17 protein-coding genes are annotated in these 16,548 nt (G+C 65.7%); 10 read left to right on the top strand and 7 right to left on the bottom strand.

Going from position 1 to position 16,548, the window contains the following annotated elements; all coding sequences use genetic code 11:
- Positions 1-103 precede the first annotated feature (103 nt).
- Positions 104-442, top strand: a complete 339-nt coding sequence (locus ACQR10_RS26625) for an antibiotic biosynthesis monooxygenase (protein ID WP_316218815.1) — start codon at positions 104-106, stop codon at positions 440-442.
- 27 nt (positions 443-469) lie between these two features.
- Here the strand turns inward: ACQR10_RS26625 and ACQR10_RS26620 are convergent, their stop codons facing one another.
- Entirely contained in the window at positions 470-1,981 is a 1,512-nt protein-coding gene (locus tag ACQR10_RS26620; RefSeq protein WP_316218814.1) for an acetyl-CoA acetyltransferase, read from the bottom strand.
- Between the two features lie 179 nt (positions 1,982-2,160).
- Between ACQR10_RS26620 and yghU the strand changes: the two genes are divergently transcribed.
- The 3 genes from yghU to ACQR10_RS26605 all read left to right on the top strand — a co-directional run bounded on the left by yghU (position 2,161) and on the right by ACQR10_RS26605 (position 5,099).
- Positions 2,161-3,036, top strand: coding sequence for a glutathione-dependent disulfide-bond oxidoreductase (gene yghU / locus ACQR10_RS26615; RefSeq protein WP_315801313.1), 876 nt, complete (start codon positions 2,161-2,163; stop codon positions 3,034-3,036).
- A 528-nt stretch (positions 3,037-3,564) separates the two neighbouring features.
- On the top strand, positions 3,565-4,764 hold the full coding sequence (locus tag ACQR10_RS26610) for a molybdopterin-dependent oxidoreductase (RefSeq protein ID WP_434840175.1): 1,200 nt from the start codon (positions 3,565-3,567) through the stop codon (positions 4,762-4,764).
- Positions 4,765-4,769: 5 nt separating this feature from the next.
- Entirely contained in the window at positions 4,770-5,099 is a 330-nt protein-coding gene (locus tag ACQR10_RS26605) for a cytochrome c (protein ID WP_410051476.1), read from the top strand.
- 20 nt (positions 5,100-5,119) lie between these two features.
- Here the strand turns inward: ACQR10_RS26605 and ACQR10_RS26600 are convergent, their stop codons facing one another.
- A complete protein-coding gene (locus tag ACQR10_RS26600; RefSeq protein ID WP_315801310.1) occupies positions 5,120-5,731 on the bottom strand; it encodes a flavin reductase family protein in 612 nt (203 codons plus the stop codon).
- Positions 5,732-5,912: 181 nt separating this feature from the next.
- Between ACQR10_RS26600 and ACQR10_RS26595 the strand changes: the two genes are divergently transcribed.
- The gene (locus ACQR10_RS26595) at positions 5,913-6,203 is read left to right on the top strand and encodes a hypothetical protein (RefSeq protein WP_315801309.1); all 291 of its coding nucleotides are present in this window, start codon (positions 5,913-5,915) and stop codon (positions 6,201-6,203) included.
- A 69-nt stretch (positions 6,204-6,272) separates the two neighbouring features.
- Here ACQR10_RS26595 and ACQR10_RS26590 read toward each other — a convergent pair whose 3' ends face one another.
- Positions 6,273-7,106, bottom strand: a complete 834-nt coding sequence (locus tag ACQR10_RS26590) for an alpha/beta hydrolase (RefSeq protein ID WP_315801308.1) — start codon at positions 7,104-7,106, stop codon at positions 6,273-6,275.
- Between the two features lie 168 nt (positions 7,107-7,274).
- The gene (locus tag ACQR10_RS26585; protein WP_315801307.1) at positions 7,275-8,054 is read right to left on the bottom strand and encodes an SDR family NAD(P)-dependent oxidoreductase; all 780 of its coding nucleotides are present in this window, start codon (positions 8,052-8,054) and stop codon (positions 7,275-7,277) included.
- Positions 8,055-8,232: 178 nt separating this feature from the next.
- Here ACQR10_RS26585 and ACQR10_RS26580 point away from each other — a divergent pair, with 178 nt between their 5' ends.
- The 3 genes from ACQR10_RS26580 to ACQR10_RS26570 are packed head-to-tail and all read left to right on the top strand — an operon-like array spanning position 8,233 to position 10,390.
- Positions 8,233-9,027, top strand: coding sequence for an enoyl-CoA hydratase/isomerase (locus tag ACQR10_RS26580; RefSeq protein ID WP_315801306.1), 795 nt, complete (start codon positions 8,233-8,235; stop codon positions 9,025-9,027).
- On the top strand, positions 9,024-10,013 hold the full coding sequence (locus ACQR10_RS26575; protein ID WP_315801305.1) for a phosphotransferase family protein: 990 nt from the start codon (positions 9,024-9,026) through the stop codon (positions 10,011-10,013). The genes ACQR10_RS26580 and ACQR10_RS26575 overlap by 4 nt, the downstream gene beginning before the upstream one ends.
- Entirely contained in the window at positions 10,013-10,390 is a 378-nt protein-coding gene (locus ACQR10_RS26570; RefSeq protein WP_315801304.1) for a DUF6285 domain-containing protein, read from the top strand. The genes ACQR10_RS26575 and ACQR10_RS26570 overlap by 1 nt, the downstream gene beginning before the upstream one ends.
- Before the next feature lie 233 nt (positions 10,391-10,623).
- Here the strand turns inward: ACQR10_RS26570 and ACQR10_RS26565 are convergent, their stop codons facing one another.
- Positions 10,624-11,403: an enoyl-CoA hydratase-related protein gene (locus ACQR10_RS26565; protein ID WP_434840176.1), complete on the bottom strand. Its 780-nt coding sequence runs from the start codon at positions 11,401-11,403 to the stop codon at positions 10,624-10,626.
- A 166-nt stretch (positions 11,404-11,569) separates the two neighbouring features.
- On the opposite strand from ACQR10_RS26565, the gene ACQR10_RS26560 reads away from it, so the two are divergent.
- The gene (locus tag ACQR10_RS26560) at positions 11,570-12,844 is read left to right on the top strand and encodes an acyl-CoA dehydrogenase family protein (protein ID WP_434840177.1); all 1,275 of its coding nucleotides are present in this window, start codon (positions 11,570-11,572) and stop codon (positions 12,842-12,844) included.
- Between the two features lie 189 nt (positions 12,845-13,033).
- On the opposite strand, the gene ACQR10_RS26555 is transcribed toward ACQR10_RS26560, so the two are convergent.
- Together ACQR10_RS26555 and ACQR10_RS26550 are read right to left on the bottom strand one after the other, a co-directional pair.
- On the bottom strand, positions 13,034-14,614 hold the full coding sequence (locus ACQR10_RS26555; RefSeq protein ID WP_434840178.1) for a fatty acid--CoA ligase: 1,581 nt from the start codon (positions 14,612-14,614) through the stop codon (positions 13,034-13,036).
- A 132-nt stretch (positions 14,615-14,746) separates the two neighbouring features.
- Complete coding sequence (locus tag ACQR10_RS26550; RefSeq protein WP_434840179.1) at positions 14,747-15,622, bottom strand: SDR family oxidoreductase; 876 nt, start codon at positions 15,620-15,622, stop codon at positions 14,747-14,749.
- Between the two features lie 102 nt (positions 15,623-15,724).
- Here ACQR10_RS26550 and ACQR10_RS26545 point away from each other — a divergent pair, with 102 nt between their 5' ends.
- Positions 15,725-16,534 carry a crotonase/enoyl-CoA hydratase family protein gene (locus tag ACQR10_RS26545; RefSeq protein WP_316183338.1) on the top strand — a complete coding sequence of 270 codons (810 nt, stop codon included), beginning with the start codon at positions 15,725-15,727 and terminating at the stop codon, positions 16,532-16,534.
- Positions 16,535-16,548 lie beyond the last annotated feature (14 nt).

The following is a 16,548-nucleotide window of genomic DNA, read 5'->3' as shown; positions in this document are numbered from 1 at the left end:
GTGATCTGCGCGCCGACATCCAGGACGCGGTGAGCAGCGTTGTGCTCACACCCGCCGGCGCGACCGTTCCATCCCGCGACGGGGTGCGATCCAGGAGCGCGCCATGAGCGTCTACGTGTCCGTCACCGGCTTCCGCCCGCACCCCGGCCTCACTCGGCTGGCGCGATTCTGGTGGCACACGCTGCGCGCCGTCCGCCAGGCGCGCGCCGCTCCCGGAAATCTGCGCGTCGAGCTTCGTCCGGTGAATGGCATCTATCACACGCTGACGGTCTGGACCGACGAAGCCAGCATGCGCGCTTATGTCAGGAGCGGCGCGCACCGGCGCGCCATGATCGGCTTCCGCAACCTCGGCGGCGGCCGAACGCTCGGCTTCGTGGCGGAGCGCGATCCTGATTGGGATACGGCCTATGCACGCTGGCAGCACGAGGCGCGGGAGGTGTGAGGCAACGGCGGCGGGAGCAGACGCGGACTAATTCGCCCGCCACTCCGGCACGCCACCGGCGGCCATCGTGATCGTGCCGAGCAAGCCGACCGGCGACCTGTCCTGATCCATCAGCCGCGCCAGCGTGGCTGCGTCCTGCGCCGGCACGCGCGCCAGCGTGCGCGCGTCCTGCTCGGTGCGCAGCATCACCACGCCATGCTCGACCTCGCCGTTGCGATCGAACAGCGCGGTGAAGCTCTCGACCCTGCCGCCGCCGCCGGCCTCGCTGACGAACTCCGGCGCGACGGCGCGGTGCCGGTCCGCCTCGGCCTGCACGCTCACCTCCTGTGACAGGGACGACGGCGGCTCGCGCGAGATCACCAGCGCATGATGCTTGGTGACGAAGCCGCCCTGGCCGTACAGCAGGCCGCGCTTGGCGCCGCCGCGCAGCCGCCGCACCATCGCGCAGGCGGCATGCGTCATGTAGGTGTTGAGCGGCGCGCCGAAGAAGGTCAGCCCGCCGGTGACGGTGGGCTCGACGTCGGCGCCGAGGCCGAGGGTTCGCCGTGCCATCTTCGGCACGCAGGGAAAGCAGCTGTAGAGCTCGATGGCGTCGAACGCCGCGCCGCTGCCACCGGCGATGTTCATCGCGGCCCGCAATACAGCGTTCTGCGGATGGCTCTCGGCGAACTGGTCGCGCGTGAGATAGTCGCGCGGATCCTCCGCTGATGCGCCGCCGAGCGGATAGATCATGCGGCTGTCGGCGATGCCGGCGGCGCGCGCCTTGGCGAGGCTGGTCAGGATCAGCGCCGCGCCCATGTTGACCATGGGATTGGCGACCATCAGCTTGGTGTAGGGCCAGGCGATCGGGCGATTGTCGGCCGACGGCGTCGTGATCTCGTCGGGCGCGAAGTGCCGCTTCAGCCAGGCGTTGGGATTGTAGGCGGCGACCGCCGAAAAGCGCGACCACAGCTCGCCGGATTCGGCGAGCGCCTGCCGCGGCGTCTGGCCCCATTTTGCCGCGCTCGCGACCTCGTAGAACGGATAGACCGAGACCGGACGGAACACGCCGAGCTTCACCGCCAGCGGCTTCTGGAATGCGGCGCCGCGCTTCGGCTCCTCGACATCATGGGCGAACGGCGTCCACGGCAGAGTGATGCCGGCACGCTCGGCCTTGGTCGCGGTCGATTGCGCCTCGGCGCCGCAGACCACGGCGACCTCGCATTCGCCGCGCGCGATGCGCAAGGCGGCCTCGTGCAGAAAGCGGATCGGGCTCTCGCCGCCGACCGGACCATAATGGCAGTGCGCCGGCGCGACGCCCAACCGCTGCGCGAGAAGCTGCTCGGGGGCGCGGTAGCGCCAGCTCAGGAAGTTGACGACGTCGAGCGAGCCGGTGTCATGGACGAGCTTGGCGCCCGCGTCATTTTCCGCGCGGCGGATCGCCTGTTCGAGCAGCGCCAGCGGCTCCAGACCGTCGCGAATGTCCTTCGGGCGATCGACGATCTCGCCCACGCCGACGATCACGGGAATGCGGTCGGGGGGCAGGGTAGTTGCAGTCATCGGCGTTTCCAGGAGCGGGCCCATGACGGACCGTCATTGTTGTCTTGTCTCCGTTCTGTCATCGCAGGTTCGACCGCGCAATGCAGAAAATGCTGATGGCGCCCGCGCGCGGTGCGGCTTCCGCTCGACGGCATATGCGCCTAAAACGCTCGCTCCTGACGCTCATGCCGGAGTCTGCCGTGTCCGAACAGAACAGCTATGTGCCGCCCAAGGTCTGGACCTGGAACAAGGCCAGCGGCGGCCGCTTCGCCAACATCAACCGGCCGATCGCAGGTCCGACCCACGAGAAGGAATTGCCTGTCGGCCGTCATCCCTTGCAGCTCTATTCTCTGGGAACGCCGAACGGCGTGAAGGTCACCGTGATGCTCGAGGAGCTGCTGGCGCTCGGCCACAGCGGCGCCGAATACGATGCCTGGCTGATCCGGATCGGCGAGGGCGATCAGTTCGGTTCGGGCTTCGTCGCCATCAATCCCAATTCCAAGATCCCGGCGCTGATGGATCGCAGCGGGCCTGAGCCGATCCGCGTGTTCGAGTCCGGCGCGATCCTGGTCTATCTGGCCGAGAAGTTCGGCGCCTTCCTGCCGACCGAGCCGGCCAAGCGCGCCGAATGCCTGTCCTGGCTGTTCTGGCAGATGGGCGCCGCGCCGTATCTCGGCGGCGGCTTCGGCCACTTCTATGCCTATGCGCCGACCAAGATCGAATATGCCATCGACCGCTTCGCGATGGAGGTCAAGCGCCAGCTCGACGTGCTCGACCGCCGCCTGGCCGAAAGCGAGTATCTCGCCGGCCCCGACTATACCATTGCCGACATCGCGGTGTGGCCGTGGTACGGCGCGCTCGCCAAGGGTTTACTCTACGAAGGCGGCGAATTCCTCTCGGTGCAGGACTACAGACACGTCCAGCGCTGGACCGACCAGATCGCGCAGCGCACCCCTGTGAAGCGCGGCCGCATGGTCAACCGCGTCTCCGGCGATCCCAAGAGCCAGCTCCACGAGCGCCACGACGCCGGCGATTTCGATACCAAGACGCAGGACAAGATCGGGCAGGGCGGGTAGTTCGGTCGTCGTGTCGTAGGGTGGGCAAAGGCGCGCCTTCCATCATTGTTGGCGTTCACATCTGTGCGACGCGCCGTGCCCACCGCGCTCCCTCACATCAACCGCCGGTGGGCACGCGCCGCCTGATGGCGCCGCTTTGCCCACCCTACGGACGTCAGCCGCTCATCCGGGCTACAAATCCGCCACGATCCAGGCACCCGGGCTAACACCCGTCATTGCGAGGAGCGCAGCGACGAAGCAATCCAGAGTCGACGCGGGACTCTGGATTGCTTCGCTCGCAAGGACGACGCGACCCGCGAACCGCCCTTTCGCCGGCACGACTCGCGTGCGCACTCCGTCACCCACGCGCGGTCTTCATTTTTGCCGCAGTGCGATGAATCGCGATGGTTTGATCTCTGACATCACGTCTTTTCTTGTCACGAGAGAATCGTGCAACAATCATCTGGCGCCGCAATGCATGCCGTGTGCTGACCAACTCGTCCCGAGGTGATGACCCCTGGCGAGAACCACCACTCCGGAGGGAGACCCATGATCGACAGACGTGATCTGCTCAAGGGAGCGGGGATGGCAGCTTTGCTGGGCAGCTTCGGCGCGACCCGTGCGCTGGCCGAGGAGACGGTGACGTTGCCCTTCGCCAACGGCGAGCGTCCGCTGGTGAAGTATCCGCAGAAGCGGCCGATGATCGGCCTGACCAGCCGGCCGCCGCAACTCGAAACGCCATTCGCAGTGTTCAACGACGGCGGGATCACGCCGAACAACGCCTTCTTTGTCCGCTATCATCTGGCGGGACTGCCTTACGATCTCGACCCGGACAAGTTCACGCTCGAGATCAAGGGCAAGGTCGACAAGCCGCTGAAGCTGTCGCTCAAGGACATCCGCAGGATGAAGGCGACCGAGATCGTCGCCGTCAACCAGTGCTCCGGCAACAGCCGCGGCTTCTTCGAGCCGCGCGTCGCCGGCGGCCAGCTCGGCAACGGCGCCATGGGCAATGCGCGCTGGCGGGGCGTGCCGCTCAAGACCGTGCTCGACATGGCGGGTGTCCAGGCCGGCGCCAGACAGGTCACCTTCGGCGGCATGGATGGCCCGGTGATCGACAAGACGCCGGATTTCGTCAAGGCGCTCGACCTCGATCACGCCATGAATGGCGAGGTCATGCTGGCCTATGGCATGAACGGCGAGGATCTGCCGTTCCTCAACGGCTTTCCGCTGCGCCTGATCGTACCCGGCTACTACGGCACCTACTGGGTCAAGCACCTCAACGAGATCACCGTCATCGACAACGTCTTTGACGGCTTCTGGATGAAATCGGCCTATCGCATCCCGGACACGCCGAACAACGCCGTGGAGCCCGGGACCACGCCGAAAGCGACGATCCCGATCAACCGCTTCACGGTCCGCTCGTTCATCACCAGCCTGGCCGATGGCGCGAAGCTGAAGGCAGGCAGGGCAACGCTGCGCGGTATCGCATTCGACGGCGGGGCCGGGATCAGGCAGGTTGCCGTTTCGACCGACGGTGGCCAGAGCTGGACCGATGCCCGGCTCGGCAAGGACCTCGGGAAATATTCCTTCCGCGAGTGGAAGCTGCCGGTGAAGCTTGCCGCGGGATCCCACGATCTCAAGGTGCGGGCCACGAGCAATTCCGGCGAGACCCAGCCGGAGACGCCGCGCTGGAATCCGGCCGGCTATCTGCGCAATGTCGTCGAAACCGTCCGCGTCACGGCGGCCTGAGGAGGATGACCATGCAACGGATGTCGTTCCTCATCGCCTCGCTGGCTGCCGGGCTTGGTTGCCTGGCGGGCAGCCCCATCGCCCTCACCGCAGCCCCGGTGAACTATCAGGTTCCGCAGGAGACCGCGGCGTTCAAGCCGGGGCCCGACCTCGCCGTCGTGCAGGGCAACTGCACGGCCTGCCACTCCTCCGACTACATCAAGACGCAGCCGCCGATGCAGAACAAGAAGGAGTTCTGGCAGGCCGAGGTCACCAAGATGATCAAGGTCTATGGTGCCCCGATCGACGCGGCCGATGTCGACAAGATCGTCAGCTATCTGGCCGCGACCTACTGACGGCGTCCGGCCGGGAGCGCTCAGCCGGCGCCCTTCGCCGGCGGGAAATCCATGCGGTCGTCGGTGCGGCAATAGCGGTCGGCGAACATGCGCCCCACGGGGTGGAACAGCTCCATCTCGACCCGCATCTTCTCGGTGTCCCACAACTCGTCGCGGATGTGGAAGGCGAGGCCCTCGCCGAGCACCAGCACGCGGTCGCCGTTGACGTCGATGAGCTGCCAGGTCCTGCACTCCATCGCGAACGGTGCGTCCGCCAGCCGCGGCACGCCGATCATGCGCGAGGGTGCGAGCTTGAGTCCGAGATGATCGGGCTCGCCGATCTCCGGCGGAAAGTCGCCGCCGGTCTCGTGCATCGCCTGCGCCAGGGGCTCGTCGGTGATGTGGACCACGAACTCGCCTGAGCGGCGGATGTTGACCAGGGTGTCCTTGGTCCGGCCGTCCGGCCGCAGGTTGATCGCGAACACGCAGAGCGGCGGGTCCTCGCCCATCACGTTGAAGAATGAGAACGGCGCGGCGTTGACCACCCCGGTCTCGCCCCTGGTCGTGACCCAGGCGATCGGCCGTGGCAGCACGAAGGAGGTCAGGATCTTGTAGCGCTCGCGCGGGCTGAGATCGGTGGAGAGGTATTCCATGTAGGGGCCTCTGGTGCGTCGGTTCCCCGACCGTAGTGGGCCGTGACGCGATCCGGAAGCCAATAAAGCGGGCAGAGGGTGCGCACATCGGCGTCCTCGCGCGGGAAACTCCATGTTTCCGGGAACGGCTCCGCCAGCGCCACGTTCGGACAGCACAGCAACTACAAATGGAGGTCGCGCCATGAAACCAATGATCAGTCTGATTGCTTGCGCGTTCGCCGTCTCGGCTACGTCCGCGCTGGCGCAGGGCAGCCCGCAGACCACGCCGCCGCCGAGTGTGCAGAATTCCGGAGCAGGCATCCAGGGCGCGCCCGGCAACAAGAACGGACCGGGCACTGAGACGACAGGCGGCACGGTCGGCTCGTCCACGATCAACCGCCATAATCCGGACGTCAGCGCTCAGGATCCGTCGAATATCAAGGGAATGCCGGGGAATAAGAACGGCCCGCCGGCCAAGAAACCGCAGAACTGACGGCTGCGATGGCGGCTGCGCGATTGCGCCGCTGCCATGCGCATGCCGCCCCGCCGACGTATCGTCAGATCAGGGCAGGGCCGCTGCGCCGTTGGTGACGATCAGATTGTCGGTGTCTGCCGGTGCGAGCTCGCTGGTGGTGTCGCCGCCGAGATATTTGTCGAGCGTCGCCTGGATCCGCTCCCGCGCCGTATAGGGACCGCGATCGCTCATCCAGGTGTGCTGGAACTCGGTCTTGATGATGTCGATGCCGCTCTTCTTGCCGACCTGCGATGGCAACACGCCGGGATCGGTCTTGAACTGCGGATCGTCGGAGCGGAACGACAGGATCTTCAGCTTGTCCCGGATCACGAAAGGCACCCGCAGATTGTCGAGCGTCACCACCTGCGAAACGATGTTCGGATGCTCCTTGGCGAAATACATCGCGGTGTCGCCACCGTTGGAATGGCCGACCAGGGTCAGATGCTCATAGTCGGCATTCGGATGGCGCTTCTTCATCTCCTTGAGCACGCACAGGATGTTGGCCTCACCCTTCTTGTAGACGTCGAGCCGGCCGACATAGGGCATGCCGACCTTGGTGACGAGCGGCGGATCGGTCGGCAGGTCCTGCTGAACGCTGGCGACGAGATAGCCGCGCGCGGCGAACACGTTCGCGAGGAAGGAATACTCAGTGTTCTTGACGGTGTTGCCGTTGCTGATGATCGCCACCGGGAGCCGCCACAGCCCGGCATTGGCCTTCATCTCGTAATCCGTGCGCACGGCTACGTCGACCGTGATCGGCCGCTGCCGCTCGGCATCGAAAAACTCACGGCTCTCGTGCTGGATGCCCCACTTCGCAATAGCGAAATAGCCGGCCACAGTCAGGGCAGACACACAGGCCAAAACCGTCACGCCTCGCTTCATGGCTTCCTTCCCCTCGGCTTCTCCTCGTTATGTGATGAGGGACAACGCCGAGGTCACGAGGGCGTGGCAGCCTGGACAGCATTAAATTTCGGAAATCTTGGAATACGGATGTGGAACAAATCCGGGTTCGGCGGACCGGCGCACCGGCCCACCGGTCGCTGCTGCCGGTCAGAAGGCGGTATAGCCGCCGTCGATCACGAAGCAGTCTGCGGTGTGATAGGACGACGCCTTGCTCATGAGGTAGACGGCGATGCCGCCGAAATCCGACGGCTCGCCGAAGCGGCGCACCGGGATGCGCGGCATGACGTTGGCGACGAACTTCTCATTGCCCATGATGCCCGCGGTCATGTCGCTCCTGATCCAGCCGGGCAGGATCGCATTCGCGGTGACGCCGTGGCGTGCGAGCTCGACCGCGAGCGCGCGGCACAGCGCGTTGATCGCGGCCTTGGTCGCGGCATAGTGCTCGTTGCGCGCGGTGCCGAACAGCGAGGCGAGGCTCGAGGTGGCGACCAGGCGGCCGAACGCATCACCGGCCTCCGCCCGGGCCGTCATGTGCCGCGCGGCAGCCTGGAAGGCGTGGAAGACGCCGTCGAGATTGGTCGCGAACATCGTGCGCCATTCCTCCTCGCTGCGCTCGATGAAAGGCTTGCGGCCGCCGCCGCCGATGCCCGCATTGGCGAAGCAGCCGTCGACGCGGCCGAAGGCGTCGAGCGTCGCTTGCATCGCGTCGTTGACGGAAGCAGGGCTCGTCACGTCGCAGACCCGGGTGTCGACCTTGCCGGGACCAGCCGCCATCGAGGCCGCGGCTGCCTTGTTCTTCTCGGCGTTGCGGCCCCAGATCGAGACGTTGCAGCCACTGGACGCAAGTGCCTGGGCGATTCCGAGGCCTATGCCTCCATTGCCGCCGGTGACGACGGCCACGCGGCCGGTGAGGTCGAACATGTTCATGGGGTTCTCTCGGACGTTTCCGTGATGATGTGAGTGCGCTGCGCGCCGCTTCAGTTATTGGGATGATCCAACCATGGACAAGCGCAGCGCAAAAATCAAATATGCTGCACGAACCGGGCGATGCAGCGAATTTCCGCCGTAAAGAATGCAGCGCTCGAAAAGCTCTTGAGAGGAAACCATGCAGTTCAAGCACGTCACGCTCGATTTCGACGGGCCCGTCGCCGTCCTCACGCTCGATCATCAGGAGGTGATGAACGCGGTCTCGATCGACATGCTGGGCGGGCTCGCCGAGGCACTCGACGAGATCGAGGAGAAGAAGGCGGAGGTGCGTTGTCTCGTCGTCACCGGCGCGGGACGCGCGTTCTGCACCGGTGCCAATCTGCAGGGCCGCAACACGCAGGCCAAGCCCGGCCGCAGCAATGCCGGCGCCGCGCTCGAGACCGCCTTCCATCCGTTCCTGCGCCGCCTGCGCAACCTGCATTGCCCGATCGTGACGTCGGTCAACGGCCCGGCCGCGGGCGCCGGCATGAGCTTCGCGCTGATGGGCGACATGATCCTGTGCGCCAAGTCCGCCTACTTCCTGCAAGCCTTCCGCCGCATCGGCCTCGTTCCCGATTGCGGCTCGACCTGGCTGCTGCCGCGCCTCGTCGGCAAGGCGCGCGCGATCGAGCTGTCGCTGCTCGGCGAGAAGCTGCCGGCCGAGACGGCACTGCAATGGGGGCTCGTCAATCGCGTCTATGACGATGCGGCGCTGAAGGAGGAGACGATGAAGCTCGCGCATGAGCTCGCCAATGGCCCGACGGTCGCATTGTCTCAGATCCGCAAGCTGTATTGGGACAGTCCCGAGAACTCGTTCGAAGACCAGCTCAACGCTGAATTCCAGGCGCAGCGCGTCGCCGGCAGCACGTCGGATTTCAAGGAAGGCGTCACCGCGTTCCTCGAGAAGCGGCCGGCCAAGTTCAAGGGCCAATGATCGAGGCCGAGCTGTCCCGCTGCGTCGCCTCGTTCATGCCGGGGGCGACCGGCGTGCACGGCGCCGCAAAGCTCTCCGGCGGCGCCAGCCAGGAGACGTGGCGCTTCGACATCGTCCATCCCGCGGGCGATGTCGGTGCGATCTTGCGCCGCTCGCCGAAGGGCTATGGCGCCGCGCCTGGCCGCGCCGCCGGGCTCGACAACGAGGCGGCGCTGATGCGGCTGGCGCGTGCCGCCGGGGTGCCGTCGCCCGAGGTGCTGCACCTGCTGACGCCGGAGGACGATCTCGGCGCCGGCTTCATCATGCGCCGCGTCGAGGGCGAGACCATCGCGCGCAAGATCCTGCGCGATGCCGAGTTTGCCGAGGCGCGCCCCCGTCTCGCGCGCCAGCTCGGCGGCATCGCCGCCGGCATCCACGGCATTCGGCGCGAGGCACTGCCGGCGTTGCGCGAGATGAACGCGGTCAGGGAGATCGCGGAGCTTGCGCGCGAATATCAAAGCTTCGACTGGCCGCGCCCGGTGTTCGATCTCGCGTTGCGCTGGCTGTCGCACAATGATCCCGGCCCCTCGGCGGAGGTCACGCTGGTGCACGGCGATTTCCGCAACGGCAATCTCATCATCGGCCCCGACGGGGTGCGCGCCGTGCTCGACTGGGAGCTCGCCCATCTCGGCGATCCCATGGAGGATCTCGGCTGGATCTGCGTCAACTCCTGGCGCTTCGGCGAGATCGACAAGCCCGTCGGTGGCTTCGGCTCGCGCGAGGAGCTGTACGCGGGCTACGAGGCCGCTGGCCGCAAGGTCGATGCCGGCAGGGTGAAGTTCTGGGAGGTCATGGGCACATTGCGCTGGGGCGTGATGTGCTGCGGCATGATGCAGCGGTTTCGCTTGGGTCCCGACCACTCGATGGAACGCGCCATGATCGGCCGCCGCGCGTCGGAGACTGAGATCGATCTGCTGCGGCTGCTGGCGCCGCGGGGAGAGGGCTGATGCAGGACGAACCGACTCCGACCGAGCTGGTACAGGCGGTGGCCGATTTTCTTCGCAACGATGTAGCCCCGCTGATCTCGGGACATCAGGCGTTCAAGCTGCGCGTCGGCATCAACGCGCTCGATCTGGTCGTGCGGCAATTGACACAGGCGGCGCCCGCGGAGGCTGCAGAGCATGCGCGTTTGAAGGATTTGCTGGGACAGGACGGTGCCTTGCTCGACCTCAATCGCGCACTGGCGGAGCAGATTGCGAGCGGTGCTGTCGATCTCGCGACGCCGGGTCTGAAGGAGCATCTCTGGCAGACCACGCTCGACAAGCTCGCCGTCGATCAGCCGAACTACGCATCCTACAAGCGCGAGGCGGGGAGGCACGAATGACGTGTAACTCTCCGTCGTCATGCCCGGGCTTGACCCGGGCATCCATCCTCTCACGAATCTGCCGCAGGACGTGGATGGCCGGGTCAAGCCCGGCCATGACGGAGTGGAGGCAGACCCGCACTGTCATTCCGGCGCGCGACGCAGTCGCGAGCCCAGAATCCATAGGCACGATCGCGGCTATGGATTCCGGGCTCGCGCTGCGCGCGCGCCGGAATGACGAGCTCGGTGAGGCTCTACCGCCCAAGCCATTTCGGCGGCCGCTTCTCCGAGAACGCTTTAGGCCCTTCGATGTAGTCCTGCGAATGAATCATCGCCTGCACCGCCGGATAGTCGCGCTGCTCGGTGATCGCCTGTTCCAGCGACACCGCCAGGCCCTTCTCGATCGCCTGCTTGGAGGCGCGGATCGACATCGGCGAGTTCCTGGCAATGGTCTCGGCCCAGCGCACGGCGGCCGCCAGCGCCTCGCCCTGCGGCACCACCTCGTTGACGAAGCCGAGCTCGTGGCCCTCGCGCGCGCCGACATGGCGGCCCGTGAGGATCATGCCCATCGCGCGCTTCATGCCGATCTGACGCGGCAGCCGCTGCAGGCCGCCAGCGAGTGCGGCGAGACCGACGCGCGGCTCGGGCAAGGCGAAGGTGGCATTCTCAGAGGCGATGATCAGGTCGCAAGCCAGCGCGATTTCGAAACCGCCGCCCATGGCGACACCGTTGACGGCGGCGATCAGCGGCTTGTCGCAATCGAAGCGCGACGTCAGTCCGCCGAAGCCGCTTCGGCCCCAGCCGCGCTTGCCGCCGGCCGCCTGCCATTTCAGGTCGTTGCCGGCGCAGAACGCCTTGTCACCCTCGCCGGTGACAATCGCAACCCATTGCTCGGGATCGGCGGCGAACCCGTCGAACACCGCCTCCAGCTCGTAATGTGCGTCGGTATGCAGCGCGTTGTAGACCTCGGGACGGGCAAGGGTGACGATTGTGATCGGCCCCTTGCGCGTGACCTTCGAGAATTTCAGCTCCATCGACCGTTCCTCCTGGTTTCTGATTGGCTGCCGTGCGCGAGCTTAGCGCCTGCGCCGCGCGCGCGGTCATCCAAATACGCAACCGCGCCGCGCGCCACAAGCACGCGGCGGCGGGCTGGCCTGACCAAGAGCAAGAACAACAACGACACGCACAGGGAGACACGCCATGGATTTTTCCTTGCCGAAGGAACTGATCGCCTATCTCGACGAGCTCGACCGCTTCATCGCCGCCGAGATCAAGCCGCTGGAGCAGGCGGACGACAACATCCGCTTCTTCGATCATCGCCGCGAATGGGCGCGCACCGATTTCGAGAATGGCGGCCTGCCGCGGCATGACTGGGAGCGGCTGCTGCGCAAGGCCAAGGACCGCGCCGACGCGGCCGGCCATCTGCGCTTCGCGATCCCGAAACGCTATGGCGGCAAGGACGGCTCGAACCTCTGGATGGCGGTAATCCGCGAGCATTTCGCGTCGAAGGGCCTCGGCCTGCACAACGACCTGCAGAACGAGCATTCGATCGTCGGCAATCTGCCGATCGTGACCATGCTCGACCGCTACGGCCGTGACGACCAGAAGGCGATGATCGACGGCTCGATCACCGGCAAGTACCGCATCACGTTTGGTCTGACCGAGCCGCATCACGGCTCGGATGCGACTCATATGGAGACCAAGGCCGTCCCGGCGACCCGCGACAACGTCAAGGGCTGGCTGATCAACGGCGAGAAGATGTGGACCACGGGCATGCACGTCGCCACGCATTGCGCATTGTTCGCGCGCACCTCGGGCAATGACGGCGATGCGCGCGGCATCACCTGCTTCCTGGTGCCGGCCAAGACCGAGGGTGTGAAGGTCGAGGAATATCTCTGGACCTTCAACATGCCGACCGACCATCCGCGCGTCAGCTTCACCGACGTGTTCGTGCCGGAGGACGCGCTGTTCGGCGAGGTCGGGCGCGGGCTGTCGCTGGCCCAATGCTTCGTGCACGAGAACCGCATCCGCCAGGCGGCGAGCTCGCTCGGTGCGGCCGTCTACTGTATCAACGAGAGCGTGAATTACGCGCGTGAGCGCAAGCCGTTCGGCAAGGCGCTGGCCGAGAACCAGGCAATCCAGTGGCCGCTGGTGGAGCTGGCGACCCAGGCCGAGATGCTGCGGCTGTTGATCCGCAAGACCGCGTGGGAGATGGACCAGCTCACCCAGGCGCAGGTCGAGCACACGCTCTCCGACAAGGTGTCGATGTGCAACTACTGGGCTAACCGTCTGTGCTGCGAGGCCGCCGACCGCGCCATCCAGGTGCATGGCGGCATGGGCTATTCGCGCCACAAGCCGTTCGAGCACATCTACCGCCACCACCGCCGCTATCGCATCACCGAGGGCAGTGAGGAGATCCAGATGCGCAAGGTGGCGGGGTTCCTGTTTGGCTATATGGGGGCGAACAAGCGGTGAGCGCGGCCTGATCGCGTGGCGGCATCGCGAGCGTCAGCACGGCAATCCAGACCTGTCACTTGGCCCCTGGATTGCTTCGGCGCAAGGGCGCCTCGCAATGACGGTGTGGAGAGAGTGCGCGCTCTCTCCACGTCATCGCGAGCGCCAACGACGCGATCCAGGCTGTCGCAACGAGAACACCGCCGGTTGTCAATTCACCTGCCGGTCCTTGCCCGCCCAATATGGGTCGCGCAGATTCCGCCGCAGGATCTTGCCGGAGGGATTGCGCGGCAGGGCATCGAGGAAATCGACGCTCTTCGGCGTCTTGAAGCCGGCGATGCGGGTGCGGGTGAAATTGATGATGTCCGTCTCGGTGGCGCGTTTGCCCGGCTTCATCACCACAATGGCTTTGACGGCCTCGCCCCATTTGTCGTCGGGAATGCCGATCACGGCGGCCTCGGCGACATCGGGGTGGTCGCAGATCGCGCTCTCGACCTCGGCCGGATAGATGTTCTCGCCGCCGGAGATGATCATGTCCTTGATGCGGTCGTGGATGTAGACGTAGCCGTCCTCGTCCATGTAGCCGGCATCACCGGTGCGCAGCCAGCCGTCCCTGCCAAGCGTGCGTGCGGTCGCCTCCGGCAGGTTCCAGTAGCCGGTCATGTTGGAGCCGGAGCGGGTGGCGATTTCGCCGACCTGCCGCGGCGGCAGCGGATTGCCCAAGGGATCGATGATCGCGACTTCGACGCCCGGCAGCGGCTTGCCGGCCGAGCGCATCCGCTCCAGCCCTTCGACGTGATCCTGGGGCGGCAGCGCGATGATGGTGCCCGTGGTCTCGGTCATGCCATACATCTGCACGAAGCCGCATTTGAACACCTCGATGCATTCCTTCAGCAGCGCCGCGGGGATCGGCGAGGCGCCGTAGAGCATGTATTTGAGCCGCGAGAAATCGACCTGCCGCGCGCGCGGCTGCCGCACCACGAACTGCATCGCGGCGGGCACCATGAACAGCTTGGTGATGCCGGACTGCTCGAAGAAGTCGAGGATCTTCGTGGGATCGAACTCGCGCGCGATGACGCCACGGGCGCCGTGGTAGAGGCTCATCAGGCCCCAGCCGGAGCCGCCGATGTGGAAGATCGGCATCGCGATCAGCGAGACGTCGTCGGTCGACCATTTGTTCCAGTCCGGTTTCTCCTCGGGATTGCCGGTATTCACCAGGTTGAGGAAGTTCGCGTGCGACAGCATCGCGCCTTTCGGCTTGCCGGTGGTGCCGGACGTGTAGAGCTGCAGCGCGATGTCCCGCGGCGTGATCGCTACGCCAGGATCGTCGGCACTCTGCGCGTCGCGCCAGGCCGTGTAGTCCTGCCATTCCGGCGCGCCGCCTTCGGTCGTGATGATGTGCCGCACGCTCGGAATCTGGCCGCGGATGTTGCGGATCATCGTGATGAACTCGGGACCGACGAACAGGGCAGGCGCCTTGCAGTCCTCGACGATGAAGGCGACCTCGGGACCGGCGAGGCGCCAGTTCACCGGCGCCATCACGACGTTGGCCTTCATGGCGCCGACCAGCAGCTCGAAATAGATGTCGCTGTTCTTGCCGAAATAGGCGATCCGCTCGTGCTGTTTGATGCCGAGCGCCTTCAGCGCGTTGGCGACCTGGTTGGTCTTGCGGTCGAATTCGGCGAAGCTGGTGACGCGGCCTTCGAACTCATATGCGGTGGCGGAGCCCAGCGTTTGCGCTCTGTCGCGCACGACGTCGACGAGCGTCGACGTTGCCGTCGAGACGGACATGTTTCCCCTCCGATTACGTCTTTTTCTTTGTTCGATGTCTTGTCGTGGTCCTCGCCCCGGATTGCGCCGGAGCAAGCATCTCTCGATCAGTCTACAGAGAGCACGTCGCCGATCAACCGGGCGATTGGGCCATCAGCTCGTGCGCGTCGCGCGGTCCTTTTCGTTCTGCGCCTTGATCGACTCCTTGGCCTTGGTCCAGTCGTCGTCGCTCCAGTCGCGCAGCTGATAGAAGTTGCCGCCCATCGCCAGCGCCTGGGCGCCGTCCATCGCGATGGTCTCGCCGTTGATCCAGTTGCAGCCGCCGGAGATCAGGAACACCGCGAGGTTCTGCAACTCCTCCATGGTACCGACCCGGCCCATCGGGTTCATCGCCTTGGTCCGCGCGCCGGCCTCGTCGCCAGGCTTGATGCGCTTGCTCATGCCTTCGGTCGGGATCTCGCCGGGTGCGATGGTGTTGAGGCGGATGCCGTAGCGGCCCCATTCGGTCGCGAGCGACATCGTCATGGCGTGGATCGCCGACTTGCTCATTGCCGAGGGCACCACATAGGGCGAGCCGTTGCGCACCCAGGTGACCGTGATCGACACGATGTTGCCCGGCTGCTTCGCTGCGATCCAGCGCTTGCCGACGGCATGCGTCACATAGAACGTGCCGTGCATCACGATGTTGGCAACCGCGTCGAAACCGCGCGGGCTCAATTCCTCGGTGCGGGAAATGAAATTGCCGGCGGCGTTGTTGATGAGATCGGTGAGGCCGCCTTCCTGGAAGATCGCCTCGATCATTTCCTCGACCGCCATCGCATTGCGGATGTCGACGCCGTGGCTGGTTACGCGCCCGCCATAGAGGTCCATCAGTTCGGTCGCGGTCTCGTCGCAGACGATTTTCCGCCGGCCGCAAATATGCACTTCGGCGCCAAGCTGCAGGAAGCGTGCGGCCATCGCTTTGCCAAGGCCGGTGCCGCCGCCGGTCACCAGAATGCGCCGACCTTCGAGGAGATTGTCCTTGAACATGGGAGTTTCCGCCTGACATGTTGTGAGTTAATTGGTCGATTGACTAAATCGCTCCGACAGCCTTCTGTAAAGTCACAAAGACATTCGTGAGGAGACCGCTCGATGGACAACCGCATCGCGATCGAGATCAAGGACGGCGTCGCCGACGTTCGCCTGGTCCGTGCCGACAAGATGAATGCGCTGGACATGGAGATGTTCGAGGCGCTGGTGGCGGCCACCGAGCGGCTGGCGAAGGAAAAGGGGCTGCGCGCCGTGGTGCTGTCTGGCGAGGGCCGCGCCTTTTGCGCCGGACTCGACATGGGCCGTTTCGCGGCGATGAAGGACTCCGGCGGCAACGGCATACCCGGCGGCGAGAAGCGCGACCTCACCGTTCGCACCCACGGCAAGGCGAACTTCGCCCAGCAGGCGGTGTGGGGCTGGCGGCAGTTGCCGGTGCCGGTGATTGCTGCAGTGCATGGCGTGGCCTATGGCGGCGGCTTCCAGCTCGCGCTCGGCGCCGACATGCGCTACGTCGCACCGGACACCAAGATGTCGATCATGGAGATCAAATGGGGTCTGGTGCCGGACATGGCGGGCACGCCGATCCTGGCGACCCTGATGCGCGACGACATCCTGCGCGAGCTGACCTATACCGGCCGCGTGTTTTCGCCGGAAGAGGGGCAGGCTTACGGCCTCGTCACGCGCATCTGCGCCGATCCGCGCGCGGCCGCGCTGGAGACGGCGCGTGAGATCGCCGGCAAGAATCCGGATGCGATCCGCGCCGCCAAGCGCATGCTGAACAACCTCTCGGTCGATCCGGGCCCGGCGCTGCTCGCGGAATCGGTCGAGCAGCAGAAGCTGATCGGTAGCCCGAACCAGCTGGAGTCGGTGCGGGCGAACATCGAAAAGCGTGCGCCCAAGTTTGTAGATTAGCCTCCTCCTTGCGG

Source organism: Bradyrhizobium sp. HKCCYLRH2060, from assembly GCF_051168135.1.
In the GTDB taxonomy this organism is placed as follows: domain Bacteria; phylum Pseudomonadota; class Alphaproteobacteria; order Rhizobiales; family Xanthobacteraceae; genus Bradyrhizobium.
The sequence above is the reverse complement of the archived record's forward strand: the minus strand, read 5'-3'. Positions and strand labels throughout refer to the sequence as shown.

Excerpts from the sequence above, each read along its gene's own strand:
- ACQR10_RS26625 (WP_316218815.1), top strand. The coding sequence starts at position 104 with ATGAGCGTCTACGTGTCCGTCACCGGCTTCCGCCCGCACCCCGGCCTC.
- ACQR10_RS26620 (WP_316218814.1), bottom strand. The coding sequence starts at position 1,981 with ATGACTGCAACTACCCTGCCCCCCGACCGCATTCCCGTGATCGTCGGC.
- ACQR10_RS26610 (WP_434840175.1), top strand. The coding sequence starts at position 3,565 with ATGATCGACAGACGTGATCTGCTCAAGGGAGCGGGGATGGCAGCTTTG.
- ACQR10_RS26605 (WP_410051476.1), top strand. The coding sequence starts at position 4,770 with ATGACCATGCAACGGATGTCGTTCCTCATCGCCTCGCTGGCTGCCGGG.
- ACQR10_RS26600 (WP_315801310.1), bottom strand. The coding sequence starts at position 5,731 with ATGGAATACCTCTCCACCGATCTCAGCCCGCGCGAGCGCTACAAGATC.
- ACQR10_RS26595 (WP_315801309.1), top strand. The coding sequence starts at position 5,913 with ATGAAACCAATGATCAGTCTGATTGCTTGCGCGTTCGCCGTCTCGGCT.
- ACQR10_RS26590 (WP_315801308.1), bottom strand. The coding sequence starts at position 7,106 with ATGAAGCGAGGCGTGACGGTTTTGGCCTGTGTGTCTGCCCTGACTGTG.
- ACQR10_RS26585 (WP_315801307.1), bottom strand. The coding sequence starts at position 8,054 with ATGAACATGTTCGACCTCACCGGCCGCGTGGCCGTCGTCACCGGCGGC.
- ACQR10_RS26580 (WP_315801306.1), top strand. The coding sequence starts at position 8,233 with ATGCAGTTCAAGCACGTCACGCTCGATTTCGACGGGCCCGTCGCCGTC.
- ACQR10_RS26575 (WP_315801305.1), top strand. The coding sequence starts at position 9,024 with ATGATCGAGGCCGAGCTGTCCCGCTGCGTCGCCTCGTTCATGCCGGGG.
- ACQR10_RS26570 (WP_315801304.1), top strand. The coding sequence starts at position 10,013 with ATGCAGGACGAACCGACTCCGACCGAGCTGGTACAGGCGGTGGCCGAT.
- ACQR10_RS26565 (WP_434840176.1), bottom strand. The coding sequence starts at position 11,403 with ATGGAGCTGAAATTCTCGAAGGTCACGCGCAAGGGGCCGATCACAATC.
- ACQR10_RS26560 (WP_434840177.1), top strand. The coding sequence starts at position 11,570 with ATGGATTTTTCCTTGCCGAAGGAACTGATCGCCTATCTCGACGAGCTC.
- ACQR10_RS26555 (WP_434840178.1), bottom strand. The coding sequence starts at position 14,614 with ATGTCCGTCTCGACGGCAACGTCGACGCTCGTCGACGTCGTGCGCGAC.
- ACQR10_RS26550 (WP_434840179.1), bottom strand. The coding sequence starts at position 15,622 with ATGTTCAAGGACAATCTCCTCGAAGGTCGGCGCATTCTGGTGACCGGC.
- ACQR10_RS26545 (WP_316183338.1), top strand. The coding sequence starts at position 15,725 with ATGGACAACCGCATCGCGATCGAGATCAAGGACGGCGTCGCCGACGTT.